The sequence below is a fragment of the Thiobacillus denitrificans DSM 12475 genome, from assembly GCF_000376425.1.
Classification (GTDB): Bacteria; Pseudomonadota; Gammaproteobacteria; order Burkholderiales; family Thiobacillaceae; genus Thiobacillus; species Thiobacillus denitrificans.
Genome location: NZ_AQWL01000004.1, coordinates 388,837 through 402,950 on the forward strand (window position 1 = coordinate 388,837; position 14,114 = coordinate 402,950).

The 14,114-nt window shown below is 59.8% G+C and carries 8 protein-coding genes, 2 tRNA genes and 3 rRNA genes; 5 read left to right on the plus strand and 8 right to left on the minus strand.

Features of this window, described 5'->3' with window-relative positions; translation table 11 throughout:
• Positions 1-44: 44 nt before the first annotated feature.
• The 5 genes from B059_RS0108690 (at position 45) to ubiA (ending at position 6,128) form a co-directional block, all read left to right on the plus strand.
• On the plus strand, positions 45-2,189 hold the full coding sequence (locus B059_RS0108690; RefSeq protein WP_157273655.1) for a RelA/SpoT family protein: 2,145 nt from the start codon (positions 45-47) through the stop codon (positions 2,187-2,189).
• Positions 2,190-2,223: 34 nt separating this feature from the next.
• On the plus strand, positions 2,224-2,604 hold the full coding sequence (locus tag B059_RS0108695; RefSeq protein ID WP_018077860.1) for a Rid family detoxifying hydrolase: 381 nt from the start codon (positions 2,224-2,226) through the stop codon (positions 2,602-2,604).
• Between the two features lie 9 nt (positions 2,605-2,613).
• Positions 2,614-4,653 (plus strand): ATP-dependent DNA helicase RecG, encoded by a 2,040-nt coding sequence (gene recG, locus B059_RS0108700; RefSeq protein WP_018077861.1) that lies wholly within the window; start codon positions 2,614-2,616, stop codon positions 4,651-4,653.
• Between the two features lie 63 nt (positions 4,654-4,716).
• Entirely contained in the window at positions 4,717-5,250 is a 534-nt protein-coding gene (locus B059_RS0108705) for a chorismate--pyruvate lyase family protein (protein WP_018077862.1), read from the plus strand.
• Positions 5,247-6,128, plus strand: a complete 882-nt coding sequence (gene ubiA, locus B059_RS0108710; RefSeq protein ID WP_018077863.1) for a 4-hydroxybenzoate octaprenyltransferase — start codon at positions 5,247-5,249, stop codon at positions 6,126-6,128. Before B059_RS0108705 ends, ubiA begins: the two co-directional genes overlap by 4 nt.
• 6 nt (positions 6,129-6,134) lie before the next feature.
• Here the strand turns inward: ubiA and B059_RS0108715 are convergent, their stop codons facing one another.
• The 8 genes from B059_RS0108715 to B059_RS0108750 form a co-directional block, all read right to left on the minus strand.
• The gene (locus B059_RS0108715; RefSeq protein ID WP_018077864.1) at positions 6,135-6,785 is read right to left on the minus strand and encodes a hypothetical protein; all 651 of its coding nucleotides are present in this window, start codon (positions 6,783-6,785) and stop codon (positions 6,135-6,137) included.
• Positions 6,782-7,516, minus strand: a complete 735-nt coding sequence (locus tag B059_RS0108720) for a type III pantothenate kinase (protein WP_018077865.1) — start codon at positions 7,514-7,516, stop codon at positions 6,782-6,784. The genes B059_RS0108715 and B059_RS0108720 overlap by 4 nt, the downstream gene beginning before the upstream one ends.
• Positions 7,513-8,508 (minus strand): biotin--[acetyl-CoA-carboxylase] ligase, encoded by a 996-nt coding sequence (locus B059_RS0108725; RefSeq protein WP_018077866.1) that lies wholly within the window; start codon positions 8,506-8,508, stop codon positions 7,513-7,515. Before B059_RS0108725 ends, B059_RS0108720 begins: the two co-directional genes overlap by 4 nt.
• Before the next feature lie 96 nt (positions 8,509-8,604).
• Positions 8,605-8,717, minus strand: a 5S ribosomal RNA gene (gene rrf, locus B059_RS0108730).
• Between the two features lie 196 nt (positions 8,718-8,913).
• Positions 8,914-11,799: ribosomal RNA gene (locus B059_RS0108735) — 23S ribosomal RNA — on the minus strand.
• Positions 11,800-12,083: 284 nt separating this feature from the next.
• Positions 12,084-12,159 (minus strand) — tRNA-Ala (locus tag B059_RS0108740).
• Positions 12,160-12,241: 82 nt separating this feature from the next.
• A tRNA-Ile gene (locus B059_RS0108745) sits at positions 12,242-12,318 on the minus strand.
• A gap of 77 nt (positions 12,319-12,395) precedes the next feature.
• Positions 12,396-13,930: ribosomal RNA gene (locus B059_RS0108750) — 16S ribosomal RNA — on the minus strand.
• The 16S, 23S and 5S rRNA genes sit together here with 2 tRNA genes alongside, the layout of an rRNA operon.
• Positions 13,931-14,114 lie beyond the last annotated feature (184 nt).

Genomic DNA, 14,114 nt, shown 5'->3' on the forward strand with positions numbered 1-14,114 from the left:
ATCCGCTCACTCATCAACTGGCGCACGCAAACCGTGCGCCGGCGATGATGCGCGAATTTGAATCGCTGCGTCCGGCCCTGGTTTATCTGCCGCCGGACGAAATCGGCACCATCGAACAAGCCTACGAATTCAGCCGTAACGCCCACGAAGGCCAGTTCCGCAAAAGCGGCGAGCCCTATATCTCCCACCCGCTGGCGGTTGCCGGCATCCTGGCTGGCTGGCATCTCGACGCGCAGACCCTGGCCGCCGCGCTGCTGCATGACGTGGTGGAAGACACCCCGGCCACCGCGAGCGAAATCGAGACGCGCTTCGGCAAGGCGGTCGCGCTGCTGGTGGAAGGCGTCTCCAAGCTCGACAAACTGGCGTTTGCATCCGAGCAGCAGGCGCAGGCGGAGAATTTCCGCAAAATGCTGCTGGCGATGGCGCAGGACGTGCGGGTCATTCTGGTCAAACTGGCCGACCGCCTGCACAACATGCATACCATGGGTGCGATGCCGGCCGAAAAACGCCGCCGTATCGCCGCCGAAACGCTGGATATTTACGCGCCGATCGCCAACCGCCTGGGCTTGCATTCGGTATACCAGGAACTGGAAGATCTCGGTTTCCGCTACAGTCATCCCAACCGCTATCAGGTACTGTCGAAAGCAGTCAAGGCGGCACGCGGCAACCGCCGCGAACTGGTCGACAAGGTCAAGATTGCGCTGCAGGAAAAACTCGAACAATGCAAGGTCGAGGCCGCCATCAGCGGGCGCGAGAAACACCTCTACAGCATCTATCGCAAGATGCAGGAAAAAAACCTGGCGTTCTCCGAAGTGTTCGACATCTACGGCTTTCGCGTGGTGGTACGCGACCAGCCCTCCTGCTACCTTGCGCTCGGCGCACTGCACGCGCTGTACAAACCCATCCCCGGCAAGTTCAAGGATTACATCGCGATACCCAAGGCCAACGGCTACCAGTCGCTGCATTCCATTCTGTTCGGCCCCAACGGCACCCCGATCGAAATCCAGATCCGCACGTCCGACATGAACCGCCTGGCCGAGTCGGGCGTCGCTTCTCACTGGATGTACAAATCCGCCGATACCGCACTGAACGACGTGCAGACACGCACCCACCGCTGGCTGCAATCGCTGCTCGATATCCAGGCGGACCACGGCGACTCGCCCGAATTCCTGGAGCACATCAAGGTCGACCTGTTCCCGGATGAGGTCTACGTATTCACTCCCAAGGGCAGGATCATGGCATTGCCGCGCGGCGCCACGGCGGTGGATTTTGCGTTTGCCGTGCACACCGACGTCGGCCGCCACTGCGTGGCGGTGAAGATCAATTACGAACTGATGCCCCTGCGCACCCAGCTTCGAAACGGCGACCACGTCGAAATTCTCACCGCTGCCAACGCCAGCCCCAATGCCGCCTGGCTGAATTTCGTTGTCACCGGCAAGGCGCGTTCGCACGTCCGCAATTACCTGCGCAATACGCGGATAGAAGAGGCGGCGGCACTGGGCGAACGTCTGCTCAACAATGCGCTCGCCGCACTCAATCCCGAAGCGGCCGTACCCGACTTCGCCGTATGGGAACGGCTGGTAAAAGACTATGGCCTGCAAACCCGGCAGGAATTGCTGGCGGGAATCGGTTTGGGTCGCAAGCTACCGCTGGTGGTGGCGCATCAGCTATTGCACGTGCAGGGCGAGAAAACCGGCGAGCCGGCGCACCCCCACGCCATCAGCATCCGCGGCACCGAAGGCATCGCGGTCGAACTGGCGCAATGCTGCCATCCGATTCCCGGCGACCCGATTCTCGGCTTCATCCACAAGGATCGCGGACTCATCATCCATACCCACGACTGCCCTTCGATCCGCGCTTTCCGCACCGACCCCGACAAATGGCTGGATGTGGAATGGGAAGCCGAACCGGGGCACATGTTCGACGTCTCGATCAAGGTCGTCGTCGGCAACCAGCGCGGCGTGCTGGCCAAGGTCGCGGCCGCGATCGCCGAGCACGGTTCCAACATCGGCAACGTCTCGATGGAAGAGGAAGACGGTAGTCCCTACACCGTGCTGTTCTTCACCGTGCAGGTGGAAAATCGCATGCACCTTGCACGCGTCATGCGCGGCCTGCGCGCGTTGCCCGACGTGGTGCGGATTTTCCGCATCAAGGGGAAAAAGGACGGTCGTGCCGCCCCTCCTCAATAAGCCCATCTCAACCACTGGCACCAGGAAACCCAGCATGAACAAAAGCATCATCCAGACCGCCGACGCACCTGCCGCGATCGGCACCTATTCGCAGGCCGTACGGGTCGGCCATACCGTGTACCTGTCCGGCCAGATCGGCCTCTCCCCCGCCTCCATGCAGTTGGCGGACGGCATCGAGCCGCAGATTCATCAGGTGTTCATGAATCTGGCTGCCGTGGCCGCGGCGGCGGGCGGCTCGCTGGCGGATGTGGTGAAGCTGAACGTATTCCTGACCGACCTCGGCCACTTCCCCAAGGTCAACGAAATCATGGCAGGCTATTTCAGCCAGCCCTACCCGGCACGTGCCGCGGTGGGGGTGGCCGCGCTGCCGCGCGGCGCACTGGTCGAGGCTGACGCGGTCATGGTGACCGGATAAATTGCCGCCTTGAAAGCGGCTTCGCCGTTTTCCTTTCCCGTCAGTCCTGCGCTCGCCGCCAAACTCGCCAAGCTGGGTCTCGCCCGCGATGCCGACCTGGTGCTGCATCTGCCGTTGCGCTGGGAGGACGAAACCCGCGTGACGCCGATCCGCGACCTGTTGCCGGGGCAGACGGCGCAGGTGCAAGCGGTGGTACGCGAAGCCAGGGTCGCCTACCGCCCGCGCCGTATGCTGACCGTGTCGGTGGCAGACACCGCCGGCGACGTGCTCGGCATCCGCTTCCTCAATTTCTATCCGAGCCACCTCAAGCTGTTCCAGCCGGGTGAAAGCTTCCGCTTCATCGGCGAAGTGCGTGGCGGTTTTCTCGGTCTGGAAATGGTGCACCCGCGCTTCGCCAGGGCCGGCGACGACACGCCGCTGCCGGACCAGCTGACGCCGGTGTATCCGACCACCGCCGGGCTCGGCCAGGCCACGCTGCGCAAGCTGGTCGAGCGCGCATTAAGCGCGCCGATTGCCGATACCCTTCCCGCCGAGTGGCTGGCCGCGCTGAATCTGCCCGGGCTGGAAACCAGCATCCGCCTGCTGCACCAGCCTCCACTCGAATGCGCATTGAACGAACTCGAATCGCGTCGCCATCCCGCGTGGCAGCGGCTGGCCTTCGACGAACTGCTGGCGCAACAGCTCTCGCTGGCCAGTGCGCGCCGGCAACGGCAGTCACGCCCGGCCCAGCCGTTGCCGGGACGGCAACGGCTGACCGCCGGCTTCATCGGCACGCTGCCGTTCGCGCTGACGGCGGCGCAGGCACGCGCCTGGCAGGAAATCAGCGCCGACCTCGGCGAGCCGCACCCGATGCGCCGCCTGCTGCAGGGCGATGTCGGCAGCGGCAAAACCGTGGTGGCGGCACTGGCCTGCCTGCAGGCGATCGAAAACGGCTTGCAAGCCGCCTTCATGGCGCCAACGGAAATTCTCGCCGAACAGCATTTCCGCAAATTGTCGCCGTTGTTGTCCGCGCTCGGCGTGCGCTGCGCCTGGGTGTCGGGCAGCCAGCGCAAAGCCGAGCGTGCCGCAGCGTGGCAGGCAATTGCCGCAGGTAAAGTCGATCTGGCATTCGGCACCCACGCACTGTTCCAGGAGGCTGGCAGCTTCGCCCGCCTGGGCCTGGCTGTAGTCGACGAGCAGCACCGTTTCGGCGTCGGCCAGCGCCTGGCGCTGATGCAAAAGGGTACGGAGCCGCACCAGCTGATGATGAGCGCAACGCCGATCCCGCGCACGCTGGCGATGAGTTTTTTTGCCGACCTCGATGTATCCGTCATCGATGCGCTGCCGCCGGGGCGCACGCCAGTCGTCACCAAACTGGTCAGTGCCGCGCGCCGCGGCGATGTGCTGGCCCGGGTGCGCGAGGCCTGCCTCGCCGGCGGCCAGGCCTACTGGGTGTGCCCGCTGATCGAGGAATCCGAGAAGCTGCAATTGCAGACCGCGCAGGACACCTATGTCGCGCTGACGGCACAGCTTCCGGAGTTGCGCATCGGCCTGGTGCACGGACGGCTGAAGCCGGACGAGAAACAGGCGGTGATGGCGGCGTTCCAGTCGCACGAAATCGACCTACTGGTCGCCACCACTGTGATCGAGGTCGGCGTCGACGTGCCCAACGCCGCGCTGATGGTGATCGAGCATGCCGAGCGCATGGGGCTGGCGCAGTTGCACCAGTTGCGCGGACGGGTGGGGCGCGGCAGCCGCGAATCGGTGTGCGTGCTGCTGTATCAGACGCCGCTGTCGGAACTCGCACGTGCCCGGCTCAAGGTGATTTTCGAGTTGACCGACGGTTTCGAAATCGCCCGCCAGGACTTGTTGCTGCGCGGCCCGGGCGAACTGCTCGGCCATCGCCAGAGCGGCCTGCCGATGCTGCGGTTTGCCGATCTGGAACGCGATGTCGCGCTGCTGGAAGCCGCACGCGATCTGGCTCAGCGCTGTCTCGCCGGCCATCCTGACATCGCCGCACGCCACCTGGATCGCTGGATCGGCCAGCGACAGGCGCTGTCGTCGATCTAGCTAGCGCGCGTTCATCGCCGGCTGCGGCATAATGCCCTCTTTCCGCTTTGTGAACCGCACGCCGTGCTCGATTCCCGGCAGGGTTGGCTTGCCCACCCGCACTCGCTTCCGCGCTCGCTGCGCAGCTGGCTCAGCGACCACGGTTCGCTCACCCAGCGCCTCAAATCGTGCTGCGCGTCGTTTCGCGTCGTGCCGCTTGCCACCGGGATGGCGCGCGCCCACGCCGACGAATACGCGCTGCTGGGCATGGCGCCGGGCAGCCGCGCCTATGTGCGCGAAGTCATGCTGCTGTGCAACGAAGTGCCGGTGGTGTTTGCCCACAGCGTACTGCCGCCGGCCGGCCGGCGTGGCGGCTGGAGCGGCATCACGCAGCTGGGCAGCCGGTCGCTCGGCGAAGCTCTGTTCAGCGACCATCGCGTCGCGCGCCAGCCCCTGGCTTACCGCCGCGTGCGGCGCGATCATCCGCTGTACCGCGCCACCGCCAGGCAGCAGATGGTGAGTGCGCGCAGCCTGTGGGCGCGCCGTTCCGTTTTCTGCCTCAACAGCCACCCGCTACTGGTAACCGAAGTCTTTCTGCCCGCCATCTACGCGTTATGACCCTGACCGAACGCCTGTCCCACTATGAGAAACTGATGCGGCTCGACAAGCCGATCGGCATCCTGCTGCTGCTGTGGCCCACGCTGTGGGCGCAGTGGCTCGCCAGCAACGGCGATCCGGACTGGCTGATCCTGTGGATATTCGTCATCGGTGTGGTGCTGATGCGCTCGGCCGGCTGCGTCATCAACGACTACGCCGATCGCGATTTCGATCCGCACGTGGCGCGTACCCGCGAGCGCCCGCTGGCAACCGGCAAAATATCGCCCAAGGAGGCCCTGCTGCTGGCGGCCGGCCTGTCCCTGCTGGCGTTTCTGCTGATCCTGCCGCTGAACAATCTGGTGCTGGGGCTGTCGGTCGTCGCGCTGTTTCTGGCCGCCAGCTATCCGTTCACCAAGCGTTTCTTTGCGATTCCGCAGGCTTATCTCGGTATCGCATTCGGCTTCGGCATCCCGATGAGCTATGCCGCGCTGTGGGGAGAAGTCCCGCCGGAGGCCGGGCTGTTGCTGACGGCCAATATCTTCTGGGCGATTGCCTACGACACGCAATACGCAATGGTCGACCGTGCGGACGATCTCAAGATCGGCATCAAGACCTCGGCGATCACCTTCGGCCGTTACGATCTGGCCGCCATTGCCGTGTGCTATGCGGTGATGCTGGGACTGCTCGCCTGGATCGGGCTACAGCGGGAAATGGGCATGGCGTTCTACGGCGGGCTGGCGGCGGCGGCGGCGATCGCTCTTTATCATATGAAGCTGATCCGGCAACGCGATCCGCAGCAATGCTTTCGCGCTTTTCTGCACAACACCTGGCTCGGTGCCGCGGTATTCGGCGGCATTGCGCTGGACTACCTGCTGCGCAGCAAGAGCCTGTTCCAGTAGCCTCTTTTATAACGGGCAGGCGACCCGCGACTGCTGGCTGTTCGGATAGGCCTGCTTGATTCCGCCCAGGCTTTTCAGCGCGTCCGGATCGTCGCTGCGAATCACGAAGTAGTACTCCGTGCCCTGGCGCGGCTGCAATTCGACGCGCGTGCCGAGCACACCCTTGCCCTCGACTTCGCGCACTCTCCGGCGCGCGGCTTCATCGTTGGCGTACAGGCCGAGCGAAATGGCATTGCGCCAGACACCGTCCCTCACCACAAAGACATCCAGCACGCCCGCCGCCGCCAGTTCGCCCAGCTTGGCGTCCGCCGACTCGGCGCTGGGCAGCGGCGGAAAAATCACCCAATAGCGGGTATTCAGCGGCACCTCGGTAAACGACATCACGCGTTCGTTCGCCAACGCCTTGAGCTGTTCGCGCGCCTGGGGGTATTCCCCCCCGCTCAACCCGCGCCATTCCACACACAAGGCCTCAGCCCGCACCGCCTGCTGTGGCGGCGTCACGCTCGATGCCGGCGTCGACTGGCTGCGCAGGCTGAGGCGGTCTACGTTCATCGGTGCATTCTGCGCGGATGCCGCCTGCGGCCAATAGGCGCGCCCGATGAAAAATCCCGCCACCGCAAGGTTGAGGGCCAGCAGGGCCCAGACTATCCATTTCATCGTGGCAAACCCTCCCTGGCAACGCGATCGATGCCTTCCAGTACCAGCATGGGCACATGTTCGACAGATATCTTCAAATGCGGCAAAACCTTCTCTGCATCGCCGCCTGTCAGCAGACAGTGCGGCGGCGCTCCGGCGACGTCAGCCAGGTGCGCATACTGATGTTGAATCGCGCCGCACAGTGCGGCGACGATACCGCTCTGCACCGCGTCGGCCGTGTTGCGCGGGAATGCGCAGCACGCCCCCGCCGATGCCGCCACGCGCGCGGTGCCCTGCTGCAGAGCCTGTTGCATCAGGGACACGCCGGGCACGATCAGCCCGCCCAGGAAAATCCCGTCCGCCGCCAGGGCATCCACCGTCATCGCCGTCCCGACCGACACCACCAGAACGGGCGAACGGGTACGCTGGCGCGCAGCGATCAGGCCCATCCAGCGGTCTACGCCCAGTTGCCGAGGATCCATGTAAGTGTTTTTCACATCGGCAAAACCGGCTTCAGCCATCAGCCAGCGGGGGACGATGCCGGATGCCCCGAGCAGCGCAGCAAGCTGCCGCTCGTGCGTGGCGCGCGCCACGCTGGCGATGATGCAGTCGATTCCTGGCGCAAGGCGCTGTATGAAGCCCGACAAATCGGCGTAATCGTTATTGCCCTGATCGCGCCACTGCCCGCCTTCGCTCACCGCCCACTTCAGTCGCGAATTGCCTGCATCGATCAGCAGACGGCGTCCGCTCATCGCCCGGCATCCAGTCGCAGGCTGATCTCGCCGCCACTATAGGCGTTCATGTTGGCCTGCCTGTCGCGCAGCAGGAATGCCCCCGTTTCGTCCACGCCCGATGCCACCCCCTGAACGCTACGGGTATCCGGCAACAGCAACGTTACCGCCTTGCCGGCATACGCATCCAGCGCCAGCCAATCCTCGCGCAAGGCCGCGAAGCCGCGCTGGCGGAACAGGGTTGCCACGGCATGCAGTTCATGCAGGCAGTCTGCCAGCAATTGATTACGCCCCGTCGTCACTCCCATTTCGGCTAGATCGACTACCGCCTGATCGATCGCATCGCGTTGCGTCTCGCTCAGCCGGACATTCAATCCGATACCCACCACGGCGAAGGCCGCCCCGTGCATGTCGCCCTGCACTTCGACCAGAATCCCGGCCAGCTTGCGGTAGTCCACCAGCACATCGTTCGGCCATTTCAGCCGCGCCGGGTGGCGGCTGTGGCGGTTCACCGCACGCGCAATCGCCAACCCCACCGCGAGGCTCAGTCCCGCCAGCGATTGCAGGCCGTTGTCGAAACGCCACAGCAACGAAAACGTCAGACTGCCCCCCAGCGCCGAACACCAATTCCGGCCGCGTCGACCTTTGCCGGATTGCTGGTGTTCGGCACACAACACCGTGCCATCCGCAGCCCCGCTCAGGGCGGCAGACATCAGAACCGTGTTGGTGGAATCGACGCTGTCGCATACGCGTACCGTATAAGCTGGTGAGACGGTTCCCAGGTGGCGTGCGACGACATCGCCGTCCAGCCACTCCACGGGATCGGGCAATCGGTAGCCACGCCCGCGCACCGCGTGGATCGTCAAGCCCATCGACTCCGACTGGTTAAGCACGTTGTAGATACTGGCTCGCGAAAGCCTGAATTCGTGCGCCAGCGCCTGGCCGGAATGGAATCGGCCGTCAGACAGGCGGCGCAGGATCGGGAACAGGGCTTTGTTGGTTCGGGTGCTCACCTGCCGGATTTTACATGGCTTGAGCTGGCGAATTCCCAATAAAAAACCCCCTCTGAATGAGGGGGTTTTATTGTACCTTTTTGGTACGGATAAGGAGTCTGACGATGACCTACTTTCGCAGGCGAATGCCTACTATCATTGGCGCGGGAGCGTTTCACCGTCCTGTTCGGGATGGGAAGGGGTGGTTCCACTCTGCTATGGTCGTCAGACAAAGGGGTGGGGATCGAGGTTTTCCTGGATCCCGCATTCGAATTGTCCGGGGTGCCTTGCGATCTTTCGACCGCTCAGCCGACTGTCTTGTTCACACCGCGCTGACTTGAATCAAATCACGCGGTGCGTCTGGAAGAAGGTTTTGTTGGGTTGAGACCGCATCGCATACACACGCTGCATGCTTCTCAAAATTATAGGATCAAGCCTCACGGGCAATTAGTACGGGTTAGCTTAACGCATTACTGCGCTTCCACACCCCGCCTATCAACGTTGTGGTCTTCAACGACCCTTCAGTGCACTCAAGGTGCAAGGGATATCTTATCTTCAGGCAAGTTTCACGCTTAGATGCTTTCAGCGTTTATCTCTTCCGTGCTTAGCTACCCGGCGATACGACTGGCGTCATAACCGGTACACCAGAGGCACGTCCACTCCGGTCCTCTCGTACTAGGAGCAGCCCCCGTCAAATATCCAGCGCCCACGGCAGATAGGGACCAAACTGTCTCACGACGTTTTAAACCCAGCTCACGTACCACTTTAAATGGCGAACAGCCATACCCTTGGGACCGGCTACAGCCCCAGGATGTGATGAGCCGACATCGAGGTGCCAAACTCCCCCGTCGATATGAACTCTTGGGAGGAATCAGCCTGTTATCCCCAGAGTACCTTTTATCCGTTGAGCGATGGCCCTTCCATACAGAACCACCGGATCACTATGACCTGCTTTCGCACCTGCTCGACGTGTCAGTCTCGCAGTCAAGCCTTCTTATGCCATTGCACTATCAGTACGATGTCCGACCGTACCTAGAAGACCTTCGTACTCCTCCGTTACACTTTGGGAGGAGACCGCCCCAGTCAAACTGCCCACCATGCACGGTCCCCGATCCCGATAAGGGACCTAGGTTAGAACCGCAACGACACCAGGCTGGTATTTCAACGTCGCCTCCACGAGAACTAGCGTCCTCGCTTCACAGGCTCCCAGCTATCCTACACAAGTCCCGTCACAGTCCAATGCAAAGCTACAGTAAAGGTTCATGGGGTCTTTCCGTCTAGCCGCGGGGAGATTGCATCTTCACAAACATTTCAACTTCGCTGAGTCTCGGGTGGAGACAGTGTGGCCATCGTTACGCCATTCGTGCGGGTCGGAACTTACCCGACAAGGAATTTCGCTACCTTAGGACCGTTATAGTTACGGCCGCCGTTTACCGGGGCTTCGATCAAGAGCTTGCACCCCATCAATTAACCTTCCGGCACCGGGCAGGCGTCACACCCTATACGTCCACTTTCGTGTTTGCAGAGTGCTGTGTTTTTATTAAACAGTCGCAGCCACCATTTCACTGCAACCCCATCGGCCTTCGCGAGTAAATCACTACAACCTACCGGGGCGCACCTTATCCCGAAGTTACGGTGCTAATTTGCCGAGTTCCTTCACCCGAGTTCTCTCAAGCGCCTTAGAATTCTCATCCTACCCACCTGTGTCGGTTTGCGGTACGGTTCTCGTTTACCTGAAGCTTAGTGGCTTTTCTTGGAAGCTTGGTATCAGTGACTTCGGCTCCAATGGAGCACCGTCATCGTGTCTCGACATTAACCCCCCGGATTTGCCTAAGGGATCTGCCTACTCACTTAAACCGGGACATCCAACACCCGGCTCACCTAACCTTCTCCGTCCCCACATCGCAGTAAACGAAAGTACGGGAATTTTGACCCGTTTCCCATCAGCTACGCATCTCTGCCTCACCTTAGGGGCCGACTCACCCTGCGCCGATGAACGTTGCGCAGGAAACCTTGGGTTTTCGGCGAGGGGGCTTTTCACCCCCTTTATCGCTACTCATGTCAGCATTCGCACTTCTGATATCTCCAGCATCCATTACCAGACACCTTCGCAGACTTACAGAACGCTCCTCTACCATATGCACAAAGTGCATATCCGAAGCTTCGGTTACGTGCTTAGCCCCGTTACATCTTCCGCGCAGGACGACTCGACTAGTGAGCTATTACGCTTTCTTTAAAGGATGGCTGCTTCTAAGCCAACTTCCTAGCTGTCTATGCCTTCCCACATCGTTTTCCACTTAGCACGTCATTTGGGACCTTAGCTGTCGGTCTGGGTTGTTTCCCTCTTGACACCGGACGTTAGCACCCGATGTCTGTCTCCCATGCTCGCACTTCACGGTATTCGGAGTTTGCTATGCCGCAGTAAGCCGCAATGGCCCCCACTAACATTACAGTGCTCTACCCCCGTGAGTGATACATGAGGCGCTACCTAAATAGCTTTCGAGGAGAACCAGCTATCTCCGGATTTGTTTAGCCTTTCACCCCTATCCACAGCTCATCCCCTAATTTTTCAACATTAGTGGGTTCGGACCTCCAGTGCGTGTTACCGCACCTTCATCCTGGCCATGGATAGATCATCCGGTTTCGGGTCTACGCCCCGCTACTATGCGCCCTATTAAGACTCGCTTTCGCTTCGCCTCCCCTATTCGGTTAAGCTCGCAACGGAACGTAAGTCGCTGACCCATTATACAAAAGGTACGCAGTCACCCCTTGCGAGGCTCCCACTGTTTGTATGCATGCGGTTTCAGGATCTATTTCACTCCCCTCCCGGGGTTCTTTTCGCCTTTCCCTCACGGTACTGGTTCACTATCGGTCGACTACGAGTATTTAGCCTTGGAGGATGGTCCCCCCATGTTCAGACAGGATTTCACGTGTCCCGCCCTACTTGTCTCATGCCTAGTTCCACACTCTTGTTTTCGCGTACGGGGCTATCACCCACTATGGCCAGACTTTCCAGACTGTTCCACTAACAAGAATGCTAAATCATGAAGGCTCTTCCCAATTCGCTCGCCACTACTATGGGAATCTCGGTTGATTTCTTTTCCTCGAGCTACTTAGATGTTTCAGTTCACTCGGTTCGCTCTACCTGACCTATGTATTCAGCCAGGAGTACCCTTACGGGTGGGTTCCCCCATTCGGAAATCTCCGGATCAAAGCTCTATTGCCAGCTCCCCGAAGCTTATCGCAGGCTTACGCGTCCTTCATCGCCTGTAGTCGCCAAGGCATCCACCACATGCACTTAGTCGCTTGACCCTATAATTTTGAGAACTCAATACGCTTGCGCACATCAAGTCTCGCATTACAGGTGTGTTTGCTTTCCACTCCACCAGGCTCGGCGCCCAACAGAATGGTCGATACAATTTCAACCCATGTTGATGCATTCATCACAAATGCATCACCTTCTTCCAAATTTTTAAAGATCAGCCGTTACGCATAAAGCGTAAGCACTAAAGTCATCGACTTCACTGCTTACGATTCACACTGATAGGTACTACACAAATCCCAGCCCTGGCCCCTAGACCCTAACTCCTAGTGACTGGTGGAGGATGACGGGATCGAACCGACGACCCCCTGCTTGCAAAGCAGGTGCTCTCCCAGCTGAGCTAATCCCCCGTTTTCAGATTCAAGACCCAAGGCCCAAGAATCAAGAACCTACTCTCTTGCATCTTGTATCCTGCATCTTGCTTCCCTCAACTGGTGGGCCTGGGAAGACTTGAACTTCCGACCCCACGCTTATCAAGCGTGTGCTCTAACCAACTGAGCTACAAGCCCGGCTTCACCGTTTCGTCAATCGAAACGATTTCTAAACAACAACCGATAGGTGTGAGTGTTGACGCGGCTTTCTCTAGAAAGGAGGTGATCCAGCCGCAGGTTCCCCTACGGCTACCTTGTTACGACTTCACCCCAGTCATGAAACCCAGCGTGGTAAGCGCCCCCCTTGCGGTTAGGCTACCTACTTCTGCCAGATTCCACTCCCATGGTGTGACGGGCGGTGTGTACAAGACCCGGGAACGTATTCACCGCGACATGCTGATCCGCGATTACTAGCGATTCCGACTTCATGCTCTCGAGTTGCAGAGAACAATCCGGACTACGATCGGCTTTCTGGGATTGGCTCCACCTCGCGGCTTGGCAACCCTCTGTACCGACCATTGTATGACGTGTGAAGCCCTACCCATAAGGGCCATGAGGACTTGACGTCATCCCCACCTTCCTCCGGTTTGTCACCGGCAGTCTCATTAGAGTGCCCTTGCGTAGCAACTAATGATAAGGGTTGCGCTCGTTGCGGGACTTAACCCAACATCTCACGACACGAGCTGACGACAGCCATGCAGCACCTGTGTTCCAATTCCCTTTCGGGCACCCCCGCATCTCTGCAGGGTTCTGGACATGTCAAGGGTAGGTAAGGTTTTTCGCGTTGCATCGAATTAATCCACATCATCCACCGCTTGTGCGGGTCCCCGTCAATTCCTTTGAGTTTTAATCTTGCGACCGTACTCCCCAGGCGGTCAACTTCACGCGTTAGCTTCGTTACTAAGGGATTTCACTCCCCCAACAACCAGTTGACATCGTTTAGGGCGTGGACTACCAGGGTATCTAATCCTGTTTGCTACCCACGCTTTCGTACATGAGCGTCAGTGTCATCCCAGGGGGCTGCCTTCGCCATTGGTGTTCCTCCACATCTCTACGCATTTCACTGCTACACGTGGAATTCCACCCCCCTCTGACGCACTCTAGACTACCAGTTCAAAACGCCATTCCCAGGTTAAGCCCGGGGATTTCACGTCTTGCTTAATAATCCGCCTGCGCACGCTTTACGCCCAGTAATTCCGATTAACGCTCGCACCCTACGTATTACCGCGGCTGCTGGCACGTAGTTAGCCGGTGCTTCTTCTGCTGGTACCGTCATTAGCACACGATGTTAGCGCGTACCGTTTCGTTCCAGCTGAAAGAGCTTTACAACCCGAAGGCCTTCTTCACTCACGCGGAATGGCTGGATCAGGCTTTCGCCCATTGTCCAAAATTCCCCACTGCTGCCTCCCGTAGGAGTCTGGGCCGTGTCTCAGTCCCAGTGTGACGGATCATCCTCTCAGACCCGCTACTGATCGTCGCCTTGGTGAGCCATTACCCCACCAACTAGCTAATCAGACGTCGGCCGCTCGAATAACGTGAGGTCTTGCGATCCCCCACTTTCCCCCTCAGGGCGTATGCGGTATTAGCGCGACTTTCGCCGCGTTATCCCCCATTACTCGGTACGTTCCGACGCATTACTCACCCGTTCGCCACTCGCCACCAGGTGCAAGCACCCGTGCTGCCGTTCGACTTGCATGTGTAAAGCATTCCGCCAGCGTTCAATCTGAGCCAGGATCAAACTCTTCAGTTCAATACCTGCTATTACTTCAAATACTTCTGTCGCTCAACTCAAACTCGCTCCGCTAAATAAATAACAGAGCTTGATTCAAGTGTGAGCATCTATGCTAGTTGCCAGACCATAAAAAACCAGTCCAACTACCGCATCAACACCCACACCTATCGGCTGTAAATTGTTAAAGATCAATCGATTAGCA

Coding starts and splice junctions, on each gene's coding strand:
- B059_RS0108720 (WP_018077865.1), bottom strand. CDS start 7,516: ATGAGCGGACGCCGTCTGCTGATCGATGCAGGCAATTCGCGACTGAAG.
- B059_RS0108695 (WP_018077860.1), top strand. CDS start 2,224: ATGAACAAAAGCATCATCCAGACCGCCGACGCACCTGCCGCGATCGGC.
- B059_RS0108715 (WP_018077864.1), bottom strand. CDS start 6,785: ATGAAATGGATAGTCTGGGCCCTGCTGGCCCTCAACCTTGCGGTGGCG.
- ubiA (WP_018077863.1), top strand. CDS start 5,247: ATGACCCTGACCGAACGCCTGTCCCACTATGAGAAACTGATGCGGCTC.
- B059_RS0108690 (WP_157273655.1), top strand. CDS start 45: ATGATGCGCGAATTTGAATCGCTGCGTCCGGCCCTGGTTTATCTGCCG.